Origin of the sequence: Paraburkholderia metrosideri (genome assembly GCF_904848625.1) — a bacterium.
Classification (GTDB): domain Bacteria; phylum Pseudomonadota; class Gammaproteobacteria; order Burkholderiales; family Burkholderiaceae; genus Paraburkholderia; species Paraburkholderia metrosideri.
This window is the reverse complement of record NZ_CAJHCP010000002.1, coordinates 149,984-164,099: the sequence shown is the minus strand read 5'-3', so window position 1 is coordinate 164,099 and position 14,116 is coordinate 149,984. Positions and strand designations below refer to the sequence as shown.

The window sequence follows — 14,116 nt, the reverse complement described above, 5'->3', positions numbered from 1 at the left end:
CACGCAACTCGGGACGTTCGCTTTGGAAACTTCCAGAGTATCTGCCTCGACCAACTTCCCCTTTTCGGTATTCGGAATTGTCATCTGACAGGGGAACAATAAGTGTGCTGAAACGCGCCCAATTCTGCGATTAAGTTTTTCAGGAAGCGAAGCGCACCCGAGCTCGCGAGCAACACGTTTAGCTAAAGGTTGTGATTGGAGGGTTCATACAGGAGCGCAGACTTATTCAAACATGCATAGCTCGTTCGAGTATATCCGGAGTAGTGGGCTTTCTGCCGACAAGGACCACGATCCCCGCAGCAACAAGATTCACTCCGGCCAAAACCAGAAGACCCACCTCGAAGTCGCCAGTGTGGTCACGGAAAAAGCCCATAATGGACGGTCCGGTGAAGCCACCAAGGTTGGCGATGGCATTGATGACGGCGATAGCGCCCGCCGCGTTCTTAGTTGGAATGTTTCCAAAGCACAACGACCAGAATACCGGCATGGCGGCCCAGCAACCAATCGCTGCGCAGCTGAATGCAATCGTTCTTGCGGCTGGATTGGTCAGCAGCGCAGCCGCTGCAAGCCCCACACTCGCGAACACGATGGGGATGACGGTGTGATAGCGGCGCTCCAACCTCGCATCCGAACGTTTTCCCCACCAAACCAGACCGATCGCAGCAAGCGCATAAGGTACGGCCGAAAGGAAGCCGGTCTGCAGGTCACTCAGCCCGAACTCCTTGATGATCCTGGGAAGAAAAAAGCTTACCCCATAAGCAGCCACGACGATTGCGAAATTGGCGACACCGAAAAGCAATATGCGGGGATTAAACAGCGCCTGAAAAATCCCTTGTTCCGCTAACTGCGAGCTTTGCTGAGCGTCGGTGGCAAGGCGTTCGCTGAGTTCTATCCGTTCATCCGGAGCCAGCCATGCTGCGTCAGAGGGACGGTCAGTCAAGTATCGGAGGACGACAACTGAAAGGGCCATTGCGGGGACCGCCTCGATGATGAACATCCATCGCCAGCCGGCTATGCCCAGAAATCCATCCAGACCGAGAAGCGCACCTGAAACCGGGCCTCCGAGTGACAGCGAAATAGGCGCAGCGCAAAGAAAGAATGCCATGATGCGAGCGCGGTACGCGGCCGGAAACCAAAGCGTGACAAAGTACGTGATGCCTGGGAAGAATCCAGCTTCCGCCGCGCCTAAAAGCAGACGTAATGTGTAGAAGCCCGTTTCGTTGGTGACGAATGCCATCGCCCCCGACATCGCGCCCCAAGTCAACATGATGCGCGCAATCCAGCGACGTGCGCCATATCGTGCGAGCAAGAGGTTAGAAGGCACTTCGAGCAAAAAATACGTCAGGAAGAACAATCCCGCGCCAAACCCAAACGCGGAGGCAGTTAGTCCAATGTCGTGACTCATATGAACCGCGGCGAAGCCGACGTTCGCGCGATCGAGATAAGCAACGAAGTAGCAGAGCACAAGCAGCGGCATCAGCCGAAAAAACGCCTTCCGTACCGGCGCGTCATCGAGGATTCTCATGTTTCGTCTCCAATATTTATATCTTCCAAGCCGATGTCTCTTCGAACTTGCGTCCTCGGTGCACCGAGGTATTGCGCGCCCTGGTTATTACCATTGAGGCAAGCAGCTCAAAAGAGTCGAAGCTAGTCCACCACTGAAGTGTCGGTCGAATCGCCCGCCGTCCCAGATCTTCACTCACCGGAGGCCTCTGAGAACACATCGCGCCCTCGGATAAGGCGGGATCGATGTAATGCAGAACCTCTCTCGAACTGCGGTTGGGTAGCGATAGGTCCGATTCCGTGCCCATTCGCATCAGATCTCGGAGTTTCAGTTTGCGCGAACGTCTCGTGAATGCGTGTCGGATGGAGTTCTGCACCGGCAGCTTCGAACCTGCCTTACGTCTCCGCGCGGACGCCTCGATGATGCCGGAGACATAGGCCAGGCGCGGAAGTTAGCGCAAGCACCGCAACAGCCATGCGAAGGCTGTGCTGATGTTGTCGACGATTTAGTTTCTGAGTTGCCGCCCCAGCTTTTCGCCGATCATCATGCACGCTGCGTTGATGTTTCCGCTGATAAGGTCGGGCATCACCGACGCATCGGCGATCCAGAGGTTTTCCAGTCCTCTTACTTTGAGGTCGGGCGTCACTACTGCCGTTTCGTCGACTCCCATGCGGCAGGTGCCCGACGCGTGGTACGCGAGCCCGGCGCGGGCCTTAACGTACTCGACCAACGCTGCTTCGGAGGTGACGTGTGGGCCTGGTTCTACCTCCTCCATCACCATATCGGTCAACGGAGACTTGGAGACGATACGTCGCAGAAGTCTTATCGCTTTCACCAACGTTTCCACATCCCGGGAATCTCCCAGAAGATTGGGTTCGATTAGCGGTGCCGCCTTAGGGTCCGTGCTGGCGAGACGGATGGTGCCCCGACTCAAGGGATAGCTCTTGTCGAGCACCATTGAAAACGACGGATAAGGCAGCACCTTCAGGCTCTTGTAGAACTTGAGTTCGTCGTCGTTGACTGCGCCTGCGACCGAGAAAAGCATATGTACATCCGGCACGGTCTCCGCCGGTGAAGTCCTCAGGAATCCCATGGCCTCTGTGATCGTGGCAAGCGGTCCTTGCCCCGTCAACAAGAATTTGGCTCCAAAGCCCGCCATTCGCAGCCAGTTGCTTGTGGGGCTGTAGCTAGGCCCCTTCACGCGCCAACTCGGCCTGATGAGAGGATGCTCCATCAAGTTCCGTCCAACGCCAGGCTGGTGCAACACAACATCAATGCCACGGGCTTGCAGTTCCTCTCCGTCGCCGACGCCCGATAGCATTAGAAGCTGCGGCGTATTGATCGCTCCTCCGCACAAGATGACGCGGCCGGCCCGGGCCTCGTGCATTACGCCATCGCGCTCGTAGGTGACGCCCGTGACCTTACCTTCCTTTACCAAGAGTTTGTGTACGAGTGCATCCGTGACCAGCTTCAGGTTCTTGCGCTGCAACGCCGGTTTGAGCCATGCATCGGCCGAACTCACTCGCATTCCTCGGCGCTGGTTGAATTGTCCGTAGCCAACCCCTTCTTGCTGAGCACCGTTGAAATCGTGTGTACGCGGAATGCCGGCCGCTTGTGCGGCTTCGAGAAAGGCGTTCGTGAGCGGATGGCAGTGCCGCACCTCACGGATGGGCAGCGGCCCAGAATCGCCGCGAATTGAGTAGTCAGGCGGTGAATGGTAGCCGGGCTCGCAACGCTCCATGTCGCGAAACAAGGGCATGACGTCATCGGCCGACCAGCCGACGTTCCCCATGGCAGCCCAACGGTCGTAGTCGGCACGAGTGCCGCGCACGTAGTTCATGCCATTGATACTGCCGCTGCCACCCACGACGCGTCCGCGCCGCCAATGGTCGGTTCGCATATTGCGAGTGGAGTCTGATTGGGACCAGTAGCCCCATTCGAAGCGCGAGAAGTCAAGATAATAGCTGAGGCCGAACGGCTTCATGAGCCACACATCCGGAGGGCCCGCCTCAAGAACGAGAACGCGCCGCGACGTGTTTTCACTGAGGCGAGCAGCCACTACGCAGCCAGCGCTTCCCGCTCCGACGACGATGTCGTCCCACAAGTTTGAATCTCTATCCATGTAATTCACTTTGTGTCTAATCCGTGCGTGTAGCAGTGTTCAGAGGTTGGGACGGCAGAAATTCCCAGAAAAGGCGCGTTTCGCCTCATGGCAGCAGTACCCATCTCTCGATGCAATCCTTTAAGACAAGACTGGAGCGAATATCCTAAAGACGGCTCACGGCCGGCGGCGTAGGTCGAAACGGGTGGCACGCTTACAGCTTTCAAGGCCGGCGCCTGTTCGGAGTTATGTCCCCCTTGTGTCGCGCTCCCTTGTTATCACCATTGAGGCACCCAGCTCGAAGAAATTCGAAGCGAGTCCACAATTGAATATCGGTTCATCGTTGAACAAAAGCATTTTCTGGTGCGCTCAACGCGGTTGAAATCATGACACTCTTTGTTTCGAGGTAATCGTTGATCGCCTCCATTCCGCTCTCGCGCCCAAGGCCCGATTGTTTCATTCCACCAATTGGCACCGTGAAGCTGTAGGCTCGGTAGGTGTTGACCCAAACCATCCCAGCCCTCAACGCCTTCGACATCCGAATCGCGCGCCCCACGTCTCGCGTCCATACTCCGGCCGCCAGCCCGTAGATCACGTCATTGCCGATCTTCACGGCGTCGTCCTCGGTATCGAAGCCGATAATCGATAGTACGGGGCCAAATACTTCTTCCTGGGCAATGCGCATGCTGCTCGACACTTCAGTAAAAATCGTGGGTTCCACGAATTGGCCGCCGGTCAACCCATCACCAGTCGCAGCCCTGCCCCCGAGAACACATTGAGCGCCCTCGGATTTGGCGATTTCGATGTAACGCAGAACCTTCTCGAACTGAGGCCGGGTAGCAATCGGGCCGATTTCCGTGTCCGTGCGCATCGGATCGCCCAGCTTAAGTTTGCGTGCAATACCGAGCAAACGTTCCGTGAATGCATGTCGGATAGTGTTCTGCACCAGCAGTCTCGAACCTGCCGTACACATCTGCCCGGACGCCCCAAAGATGCCGGAGACGGCACCGATACAGGCACTTCCCAGGTCGGCATCCTCGAATACGATGTTCGGCGATTTACCACCCAGTTCCATCGAGACTCGCTTCATCGTACGTGCCGCGGTCTCATATACTTTGGCGCCCGTTACATCGGAGCCGGTGAACGTGATCTTGGCCACGTCATGATGCTCGACCAGCGGTGCACCGAGTTCCTGTCCGAGCCCGGTCACGACGTTGATCACACCGTCCGGCAAACCGGCTTCCTTTGTCAAAGCCGCGAGTTCGAGGGAGCTCACCGATGCGTACTCGGACGGCTTCAGTACGACAGAACAACCCGCAGCGAGCGCCGGAGCGCATTTGATGGTGAAAAACATCAACGGGGAATTCCAGGCAGTGAGCGCTGCCACAACCCCGACGGGCTCGCGGTAAGTGATAGCGAGCATATCGGACTTGTCCACAGGGACCACACTCCCTTCAATCTTGTCGGCCAGGCCAGCGAAGTAGTACCAATGTTCAGGAAGGTACTTCAATTGCCCTTCCATTTCCGCGAGAAGCTTGCCATTGTCTCGGGATTCAATCTCGGCCAATCGCTGTGCGTTTTTGGCGTCCGCGAGCAGGTCGCCGATGCGCCGGAGAATTTTGCCACGCTCCGTCGCAGTCATGCGGCTCCACGGTCCGTGGTGCATCGCATCGTACGCCGCCGCTACCGCGCGATCGGCATCTTCGCTGTTGCCTCGTGGGATCCTGGCCCACGCTCCGCCATGATATGGATCCACCGACTCGAGCCATTCAGCGCGCGCTGGACCCACCCACGCTCCGTTAATCCAATGCTGGTACGTCTTCATTTCGCCTATCGCTAATGTAAGTGTGTCGATTCAGATCAAGAGGCACGCACGTCGTTAGTCCCTAGTACCAGCGCGCGCCTTATGCCTGTCCTTTCCGTTGGGCCGAACTGAGAACGTATGCGGGGGGAATGCGCGCAGTCTGTCCACCGTCGACCGAAATCACCGCCCCGTCATAAAGCATCTCCGGCAGATGCGAATAGTTTTAAATGTGGTATCAGTCTCGCCGGAGATCGTTTGGTCAACAAGCAATGAATCATCGACTTTTATTAAGTTAAAATTCGTAATCAAAAAGAGTCCCGGTAAAACAATGGCATCTGCACACGGTCGAAGGTGCCGTTGACTATTGTGTGAAGGCTTTCAACAGCATCGTGGCATCGTCGAGCGACTCAAGATTGCGTGCCATCTCTTGTGCCTGCTCGATTCTGTCTGGTGCGATAGGTCGGGCGGCGACAGAAGCACAGTCGCCGAACTTTGCGACGATTGCGTCCCATGACAATGGTGCTTCGGGGCTACCGGGCACCTTGTCGCCCACGCGTTCGAATCGGCGACCGTCACGAGTAGTGACCTCCATGCGTCCGTCAGGAATCTTCATTTTCCAGTCGAGACTGCTGTCCTCAACCGGCACTACTTTTCGCGCGACAGCAAGAACTTCAGGATCTTTCAGCGCCACTGCGCTGAAATCGGCGATCCGAATTCCTCCACGGACGGCGGCCAACGCCACACAGAATGGAAGGCTGAACTTGGCATCAACGAGGGTTGCAGGTGCACGACGCAGCTCCAGCGGATAGCACATGCGTTGATGGAAATCTCCAACGAATACCCTGACCTGCTCAATGTCGCTCGCCTTCAGAGCATGCTCTCTCATCAGCTCGATCGTGGCATGGATGTATGTATGAACGTTCCCGACGGCCGGCCAAGCCTTGTACAGCATCGAGGCGCCCCGATATTCCTTGCCCAAGCCTTCCAGCATCTTTTCTCGTTCGTACTTCCCACCAAAATAGACGTTAAAAATGCCGGCCTTCCCCTCAAACAGTTCGGCGATGCCTGTGATGCCCTTTTGAGCTAGAAGCACCGACATCACGGCGCCCTGAGCCGTGAACCCAGCGTACATACCGCGCAAGTCGCTGCCGATTCCAAAGATTACCTGCATGGTCCCACTCGACTGCATGCTTGCAATGCCCAGCGCATGAGCGGTCCGCTCTTGCGGTAAGCCTTGCACGAATGAGGCTGCTGCGGCGCTGGAAAATGCACCGACCACTGACGAGAGGTTCCAGTCCTGCCGCCACCCTACGTTGCAACGCAATCGCACAAAGAGATCTTGGCCTAGCGCTACGCTGGTAATTAGATCTCGTCCGGAGACGTTTCCCTTGCGTTCAGCCAGCGCAAGAACAGCTGGAACGACGGAACTGTCTGGGTGTGCTCCCCAAGGCGTCTGGTCATCAAAATCGAGGCAATGAGCCATGACACCGTTCGCAAAGGCGGCCGACTGCGCCGGCACCTTGCCCCCGAAGCCGAGCAAAGACGCTTCCTGACGTCCGCCCGCGTCAAGCACAAGGTCAGCCACCCCTCGTACCGCCGGTTCCATGCCGCTGCCGGCAAGCGTCACGCCAACTATATCGAGGATCGACTTCTTGGCTGCTTCAACTGCTCCTTCGGCAAGGTCATCGAAGCGAGCGTTTGCGACATGATCAGCGAATACCTGGCAAATGTCGGAATGAGGGGACATGGTGATTTTTGATAGGGACTTAAAACCTGAACCGCGCAGTGCGCACCGGCCGGATAGGTAAGCAACAGCTCTAGGATCAGTTTGATAGGAGATTTACGAATCAACAAGCTATGAATTCTGATGTATTCTTAAGGAACTCTTAGCAATAGCGAAACATCGCCTCCCTCATGGCATTTCCTAAATTCACGCCGAGACAGCTTTACGCTTTCGTCGCCGTCGCCGATGTCAGGAGCTTCGCCAAAGCTGGCGAACGGCTTTCCTTGTCCGCCTCTGCCGTTAGTCAACTCGTTAGCGAATTAGAGTCTTCAATCGGATTTCGGCTTTTTGACCGCACCACGCGCAGCGTTTCCCTGTCTCCTGCGGGGCGAGAATTTCATGCCTCTGCAAAAAGCGTGTTGAGCCATATAGAGCTCGCGCAAGCAGCCGCGGATGATATTCTCAATCGCGCCGCCGGAATTGTACGAATTGCTGCCCCGCTCATTCTGGCAAGTACAGTTCTGCCTAGAGCAGTCAAGGCCTATACGAGTCAGCAACCGAAAGTTCTCGTCCGTATACGTGACGCGTCGGTCGAAAATCTTATCGATATGGTCGACAGCGCCGTAGTAGATTTGGCAGTCGGTCCTGACCAGGCAGTAAACGAAGGTACTGTACGTCTCGATCTGTTCAGAAGCCCATGGGTTTTATGGTTCGCTCCGAATCATCCGCTAGCTGAGCGAAGCGAGGTCTCGTGGGCAGAATTGAGGCAGTATCCCCTGGTTGTCGCCGGACGAGATTACGAACGCACGATTTCTCTGACACTTGGCGAGCACCACGAGAACGAACAGATTACGCCGGTGGACATGGTCGATAACATCAGCACGGCCTTCGGCATGGCAGCCGAAGGGCTAGGCCTGGTGATTGCGCCCACCTATGTGGGTCTGCTTGGGCGGCGGTTTGGACTCGTCATGCGGCCAATTGTTCAGCCTGAGGTAATGCGCCAAGTCTGCCTTTATCACTCGTCAATCCGCACGCTGTCCCCAGCGGCTGAAGGCTTTCGCGAGCACCTCATCGCATGGCTAGCCGGTAAAGATGACCTCGGTCGGTGAAGACGCACTATCGATAGATGCCGATGCCGACGATACCACTCCTTTCGATGAAGAATCTTCACAACGATTTGGGATTATTAATTAATCTAGTCGAGACATCCGGTAGGCTCCTAAAGCATGGCACTTAGATGCCAGCTGCCAAGCAACGAGTCTTTCCACATTGAGCATCTCAGCAATGATTGATTTCCCGATTATTGACTCGCATATCCACCTCCTGGACAGGCGCCGTTTCGACTACTCGTGGTCTAGCGGCTCTTCGTGGGCGACCGGGGCGACAAAACTAAATCGGGATTGGACCGCCGAAGACCTCGCCAGTTACTCGAAACCCTACAACGTAGAAGGATTCGTGTTCGTTGAAGCAGATGTCGACATGCCACAATATCGGGCAGAGGCAGATTGGGCCGCCTCCAGCGCCGCTGAAGATCGCCGGATTATGGCGTGCGTTGCATGTCTGCCGCTAGAACAAGGCTTATCCATCGAACCAGAGATCGCGCGTCTCGCAAGCCTGGCGTCTGTCCGTGGGATCAGACGCCTTATACAGAACATGCCCGACTCAGCAGTCATCTTGCAGGACGACTTCCTCGACGCGGTAAAGCTTCTCCCGAAGTATGGCCTTTCCTTCGACATCTGCATTGACCCGCATCAGTTCGAACACGCCATCGAAATGGTGGCGAGGTGCCCAGCCGTGTCCTTCATTTTGGACCACATGGGAAAACCGGATGTTAAAGAGGACCGGCTCGTTCCGTGGCACGAGCGCATTGCGGAGCTTGCGGCGCTGCCCAACGTGGTCTGCAAAATTTCAGGTCTCTTGACGCAGGCCGACCATTCGAGCTGGAGCGAAGCGCAAGTGATACCGCTAATCGACCACGTCATCGATTGCTTTACTGTCGACCGAGTGCTCTTCGGCGGCGACTGGCCAGTCCTCGAACTCGCCGCGAGCTATCGCGAATGGGTCGACGTGTTGGATCACGCTACCCAACACCTGGCGCAGGCCGACCGGCGTAAAATCTTCCGCGATAACGCTATCAAGAGCTACCGTCTCAACGTTTAAATTCTGCTTTGTGCCCCTGCACACTAAGCAGTAGCTGAGTCTCGTTCCGACGGAAGGGACACGACTATCGCCCCCCTCCCTTCTCAACCGTCTCCGCTCCACTTGATGCTTGCGAAACGGAGGCTGACGGTTCTCATCTCAATTCATGGATCACGCCGGACGCCTCACCCCCAGCAGCGGAACTCGCAGACGTACGCAACCTCACGCCCCTCGTTTCCGGCACGAACTGAATCGAAACCAGGCAAGCCACCGCTACTAACGCCACGTAATATGCGGGCGCAAGCGGCGATCCGAATGCCTGGACTAGAAGCGTCCCGATGAGCGGTGTGGTCCCTCCAAAAATGGCTACCGTGACTTGGTAGGAAATCGCATGCCCGGTTGCCCGAAACGCCGTTGGAAAGAACTCTGGCGCCGCGACAAAACAGGCACCCCCATAGAGGCCGACGCCGAGCACCAGCAAGAGCTGACCAAGGAGCGCACCTGTAATGGTGCCTGTAGCGGCAAGGTACACACCAGGGTAGGCAGCGAATGCAAGCCAGGCCGCTCCGATAGACAGGATGCGCTTTCTACCGAACCGGTCGCTCAATACCCCTCCAAGCGGAATCATGAACGACAACACAACGATGGCAGCTGCGTTCGTGAAAAGTGCAGAGGTCGGATCAAGCTTAGCGACCCGCACCAGAAACGTGTACATGAATCCCAGAAGAAGGTACGACCCCACAGTCTGTATTGGCTGAATCATCGCCACGTTCAACATGCCTTTCAGACCTCCAGCTCGAATCGCTGTGCGCAGAGGATTCTTGGACCCTGTCTTACGGGTCGCCTGCTTGAATTCGTCCGGCTCATCGAGATTTCGGCGCAACCAGAAGCCGACAACGCCAATAAGGCCCCCTGCAAGGAATGGTACCCGCCAAACCCAATCAGCATATGCTGTCGCGCCGGCGGCAAGTTGAAGTCCGATCAGGAGGACTGCCACGAGAGCATTCGGAAGATGCGAGAAAATCAAGGTTAGACCAATCCATCCGCCTCTTCGGTCATCCGGCGCCGACTCTAAGATGAAGCTTGTGGTGCCGGTCGTCTCGCCACCGAGGGCAAGACCCTGGGCAATTCGACATAGGACCAGCAATATGGGAGCTCCAATGCCTACAGTGCCGTACGTAGGCAAGAGTCCAATCACAGCGGTGCCAAGCGCCATCAACCAGACGGTCATCGCCATTACTCTTACCCGCCCCACCTTGTCGGCCATCACGCCAAACATCAGTCCGCCGAGCGGCCGAGCGAAGAACGCTACTGCATAGACGGCGAAAGTACTCAGAAGGGCTGCCGTGCAATCGGTTCCAGGAAAGAAATGGATTGACAAAATCGGAACGGAAAATCCGAAAACCGCGAAGTCATAAATTTCCCCGAAGTTTCCAATGGAACCCGCCGAAAGCGTTCGGATTGAGCTTTGTTTTGCCACGTTTCTCCTCCACATATGCTTGTATATTCGAAACGGCAGGGCGCTCATCGCTTCACACGTCGACGGGCAACCAACAGCCCTGTGTCCGCAGCTCAGTCCCTAGGGCACCCTCGGCGTCTGCTCGAAAGCCGTGCCGCGACTAGATCATCCGGCTAAGCCTGAGGATATCCGGAAGGCCGAAATCGCTCACGTTTGGCTGAGTCTGTCCCCGAGAAAGCGCCACTCTCACCGCAATCTCATAGGCCACCGACCGTTCGCGCAAGAGCGCATTCAGCCCTTGTGAAATGATTTCCCTGTCTGCCGGCGTCAAGGCGTCGCGGTCGGAGAAATTGTTCTTGGTCATGAACGGCTCCTGAAGCATGTGCGATCCAGGATTAGTTCGAGCACGTTTGCACATGCCGATACGGGTTAATCCGCACGGTTCTTGTTGTCAAGAACACGCTCCAGTCAGCTGGGACCGCGCGGGATCGAGCTAACTCGGGCCTAATAAGCGCGACTCTTCGGCGTCTATAAATGGAGAAGCGCTGTGACCGAGTTGTCCTCTATTACCTCTTTCGCCGACGATTTCCACCGACGGTATAGATCGCGGCAGCCGTGACGACTACCGTTCCTTCGATGACGCCCTGATAGTTCGCTCCGAGATTGAGGATATTGAATCCGTTCGTCAGAGTGAACAGGAGCAGCGCCCCTGCAAGGGTCTTAATGACCGAACCGGCTCCGCCGAACAGCGATGTCCCGCCAAGAATGGCTGAGGCGATGACAGTCAATTCAGCGCCTTGCATCGCCGTCGGATTGACAGCACCAAGTCGACTACCGAACAACACACCGCCGAAACCTGCTGCCGCGCTGCACAGAATGAATCCTGCCATCTTGTAACGCTTCACGTTGATACCGGACAAGCGAGCCGCCTCAGGGTTGCCGCCCACCGCGTAGACGCGTCGACCCACGTTCGTCATGCTTAGGACAAACCAGACGATCAACGTGAAGATGACCATGTACACGACCGGTTTCGGCATTGCCAGCGACAACCCTCCGGCGCCAACAAGAGCGAGACAACAGATACCGCCAACAATCATGCCGAGAGCGCTTGCAGGGACATTTTGTGCTTCTCGCCGGGACCGTAAGAACAACCAGATTCCCCCCAGCATCAGAGCAGCACCAACGATAATGAGCGGAATCGCAACAGGCAGACGTCCGGATTCGAACAGTCGCATAGCCTGCAGGGCCTCAGGCGTATCTACGGACAGGGAACGTCCGTCGGTATAGATCTGAACCACGCCTCGGATCGCCGTCAAAGTGCCGAGTGTCACGATGAATGCGTTGATGCCAAGGTATTGCACAATCGCCCCATTCAGGAGACCGGCCAAAATCGAGACGATCATCGCGACGAGCGCTGCTGGCCAGAAACCAAGTGAATCTGCGAGGCCAACGACCACCGCCGCCGAAAGAGCAGCCACTGATGCAACCGATAGGTCGAAGTTTCCCGTAATCAAAATAACTGTCATTGCGACAGCAATGATGGCGACCAGAGACGACTGATAAAGGACGTTCGAAATGTTCGCTACGCTCAGATAGCTAGGCCTGCCCGTGTAGGCCGTAACCGCAGAGATCGCGAGTACCAGCAAGATCAGGGCATAATACACGCCCATTTCGCGGAGACTGAGCAATCGACGCCAGTCTGTCGTCTGTCCTTGTGCCATTGAAGAAGCGCCGTCTAAAGGTCCACCTGGGGATCCGCTGCCATCATGAGACGGGCCGGAATGTGTCGAAGTCGTCAGATTCATGATTACTCACTCTCAAGATTGCGCGTCCGCCTGTTGCGCGCCAGCTGAGTTCGCACTCTTGCCGCCCGCCAACAACATCAGCTCATGTTCGGACGTGTCGTGCCCAGCACGCTCAGCGATGCAACGTCCGTCACGCATGACCAAGATCCGACTGCTTACAGCCAGAATCTCTTCGAATTCAGAAGAAACGATGACGACCGCCTTTCCTTCCGCGGCCAACTCGCGAACAAGCAGCAACACGTCGGTCTTCGCTCCAATGTCGATACCGGCCGTTGGCTCGTCCAAAAGGAATACCTTCACATCGCTGAACAGCCACTTGGCGATAGTCACCTTCTGCGCGTTCCCGCCGCTGAGCTCCGTCACCAAGATGTCCGGCGAATTTGCCTTAATTGACAAACGGCGGATGGCCTCGGCACCGCGCTTTCTTTCTTGAGCGCCGTCCGGCAACCAACCGCCTCGCGATACGCCATCGAGCGCGGGAAGGGTTGTATTGCGCCAAATCTCGAAGCCGGGCACTAGGCCTTGCGCCATGCGGTCTTCCGGGACTAGACCCAGTCCTGCCCTGACAGCTGCTGCCGTCGACCTGCCAAGCAGTCGGCCGTCAACTCGCACCTCACCTGTCGCGTCCGGGTCTGCTCCAAAGATCGCATGCAAAAGCTCGCTACGACCCGAACCGAGGAGCCCTGCTATCCCTACCACCTCGCCCGCTCGAACCTTCAAAGAGATTGGTTCGAGCTTGTCCGGAGAAGCGAGGTCCCTTAGCTCCAGAACCACCGGAGCGCCGGCATCGACTCGCTTCAACGCCGCCCGCTCGAGCGCGACAATCTGGCGCCCGACGATAGCCTCGGCAATACGCGACTCGTCGAGGTCGCGAGTCTCAGCATCTACGACCGCTTGACCGTCTCTCAATATCGTGACTCGGTCTGTAAGCGCCACGACCTCATCAAGGAAGTGGGAGACAAACACGATGGCCTTGTTTTCGACGCTTGCTAGGTGCCGCACGATCCTGTACACGACCTCGCGTTCGTTACCGGCAAGGGACGCGGTCGGCTCGTCCATCACAATCAACTCGGCTCCCGTTCCTAGCGCCTGAAGAATCGCGACCATCTGGCGTTGACCAATCGACAATTCGCTTACGAGGCTCTCCGGATTAAGCCAGTAGCCCACTCGTTGGCAAAGTTCGGAGAACCGGCGTCGAATCGAAGCGTTCCGGCGCCAACGACCTTCCTCGCTCAGGAACACATTCTCGAGGACCGACAGCGTCGGCACCAGCGGAATATGCTGGTGGATCGTGGCAATCCCCATGTCATTCGCGGCTTTCGGACTGGAGTAGTCAACTGCGGCACCCTTCCATACAATCTGTCCGCCCGTTGCCGGCAACGAGCCAGAAAGTATCTTGATGAGTGTCGATTTACCAGCGCCGTTTGCACCCAGCAGTCCGTGAACGGTGCCGCGCGAGACCTCCAGATTGACTCCACGCAGCGCTGTGAGCCCATTCGGGAAGGTCTTGGTCACCCCCTGAAGCTGCAAGAGTGGGACTTCATTTGCCATTTGAACGTCTCCTTCGACTTCGGTTGGCCA

The 14,116-nt window shown here is 56.7% G+C and carries 10 protein-coding genes; 2 read left to right on the top strand and 8 right to left on the bottom strand.

Annotation, left to right across the window (positions count from 1 at the left end; translation table 11 throughout):
• Window positions 1-226: 226 nt before the first annotated feature.
• The 4 genes from LMG28727_RS03720 to LMG28727_RS03705 form a co-directional block, all read right to left on the bottom strand.
• Window positions 227-1,525 (bottom strand): MFS transporter, encoded by a 1,299-nt coding sequence (locus LMG28727_RS03720; protein WP_201640966.1) that lies wholly within the window; start codon window positions 1,523-1,525, stop codon window positions 227-229.
• A 484-nt stretch (window positions 1,526-2,009) separates the two neighbouring features.
• Complete coding sequence (locus LMG28727_RS03715) at window positions 2,010-3,626, bottom strand: GMC family oxidoreductase (RefSeq protein ID WP_236591589.1); 1,617 nt, start codon at window positions 3,624-3,626, stop codon at window positions 2,010-2,012.
• 316 nt (window positions 3,627-3,942) lie between these two features.
• Complete coding sequence (locus tag LMG28727_RS03710; RefSeq protein WP_201640964.1) at window positions 3,943-5,430, bottom strand: aldehyde dehydrogenase; 1,488 nt, start codon at window positions 5,428-5,430, stop codon at window positions 3,943-3,945.
• Between the two features lie 340 nt (window positions 5,431-5,770).
• Entirely contained in the window at window positions 5,771-7,156 is a 1,386-nt protein-coding gene (locus LMG28727_RS03705; RefSeq protein ID WP_201640963.1) for an MmgE/PrpD family protein, read from the bottom strand.
• Between the two features lie 167 nt (window positions 7,157-7,323).
• On the opposite strand from LMG28727_RS03705, the gene LMG28727_RS03700 reads away from it, so the two are divergent.
• Both LMG28727_RS03700 and LMG28727_RS03695 read left to right on the top strand, forming a co-directional pair.
• Window positions 7,324-8,241: a LysR family transcriptional regulator gene (locus tag LMG28727_RS03700; protein ID WP_201640962.1), complete on the top strand. Its 918-nt coding sequence runs from the start codon at window positions 7,324-7,326 to the stop codon at window positions 8,239-8,241.
• Window positions 8,242-8,401: 160 nt separating this feature from the next.
• The gene (locus tag LMG28727_RS03695; protein ID WP_236591588.1) at window positions 8,402-9,292 is read left to right on the top strand and encodes an amidohydrolase family protein; all 891 of its coding nucleotides are present in this window, start codon (window positions 8,402-8,404) and stop codon (window positions 9,290-9,292) included.
• A gap of 133 nt (window positions 9,293-9,425) precedes the next feature.
• Here LMG28727_RS03695 and LMG28727_RS03690 read toward each other — a convergent pair whose 3' ends face one another.
• The 4 genes from LMG28727_RS03690 to LMG28727_RS03675 all read right to left on the bottom strand — a co-directional run bounded on the left by LMG28727_RS03690 (window position 9,426) and on the right by LMG28727_RS03675 (window position 14,086).
• Window positions 9,426-10,751 carry an MFS transporter gene (locus LMG28727_RS03690; RefSeq protein WP_236591587.1) on the bottom strand — a complete coding sequence of 442 codons (1,326 nt, stop codon included), beginning with the start codon at window positions 10,749-10,751 and terminating at the stop codon, window positions 9,426-9,428.
• 139 nt (window positions 10,752-10,890) lie between these two features.
• Entirely contained in the window at window positions 10,891-11,094 is a 204-nt protein-coding gene (locus tag LMG28727_RS03685) for a hypothetical protein (protein WP_201640961.1), read from the bottom strand.
• 202 nt (window positions 11,095-11,296) lie between these two features.
• Window positions 11,297-12,535: an ABC transporter permease gene (locus tag LMG28727_RS03680; protein WP_236591586.1), complete on the bottom strand. Its 1,239-nt coding sequence runs from the start codon at window positions 12,533-12,535 to the stop codon at window positions 11,297-11,299.
• A gap of 12 nt (window positions 12,536-12,547) precedes the next feature.
• On the bottom strand, window positions 12,548-14,086 hold the full coding sequence (locus tag LMG28727_RS03675; RefSeq protein ID WP_201640960.1) for a sugar ABC transporter ATP-binding protein: 1,539 nt from the start codon (window positions 14,084-14,086) through the stop codon (window positions 12,548-12,550).
• Window positions 14,087-14,116 lie beyond the last annotated feature (30 nt).

Coding starts and splice junctions, on each gene's coding strand:
- LMG28727_RS03720 (WP_201640966.1), bottom strand. CDS start 1,525: ATGAGAATCCTCGATGACGCGCCGGTACGGAAGGCGTTTTTTCGGCTG.
- LMG28727_RS03715 (WP_236591589.1), bottom strand. CDS start 3,626: ATGGATAGAGATTCAAACTTGTGGGACGACATCGTCGTCGGAGCGGGA.
- LMG28727_RS03710 (WP_201640964.1), bottom strand. CDS start 5,430: ATGAAGACGTACCAGCATTGGATTAACGGAGCGTGGGTGGGTCCAGCG.
- LMG28727_RS03705 (WP_201640963.1), bottom strand. CDS start 7,156: ATGTCCCCTCATTCCGACATTTGCCAGGTATTCGCTGATCATGTCGCA.
- LMG28727_RS03700 (WP_201640962.1), top strand. CDS start 7,324: ATGGCATTTCCTAAATTCACGCCGAGACAGCTTTACGCTTTCGTCGCC.
- LMG28727_RS03685 (WP_201640961.1), bottom strand. CDS start 11,094: ATGACCAAGAACAATTTCTCCGACCGCGACGCCTTGACGCCGGCAGAC.
- LMG28727_RS03680 (WP_236591586.1), bottom strand. CDS start 12,535: ATGAATCTGACGACTTCGACACATTCCGGCCCGTCTCATGATGGCAGC.
- LMG28727_RS03675 (WP_201640960.1), bottom strand. CDS start 14,086: ATGGCAAATGAAGTCCCACTCTTGCAGCTTCAGGGGGTGACCAAGACC.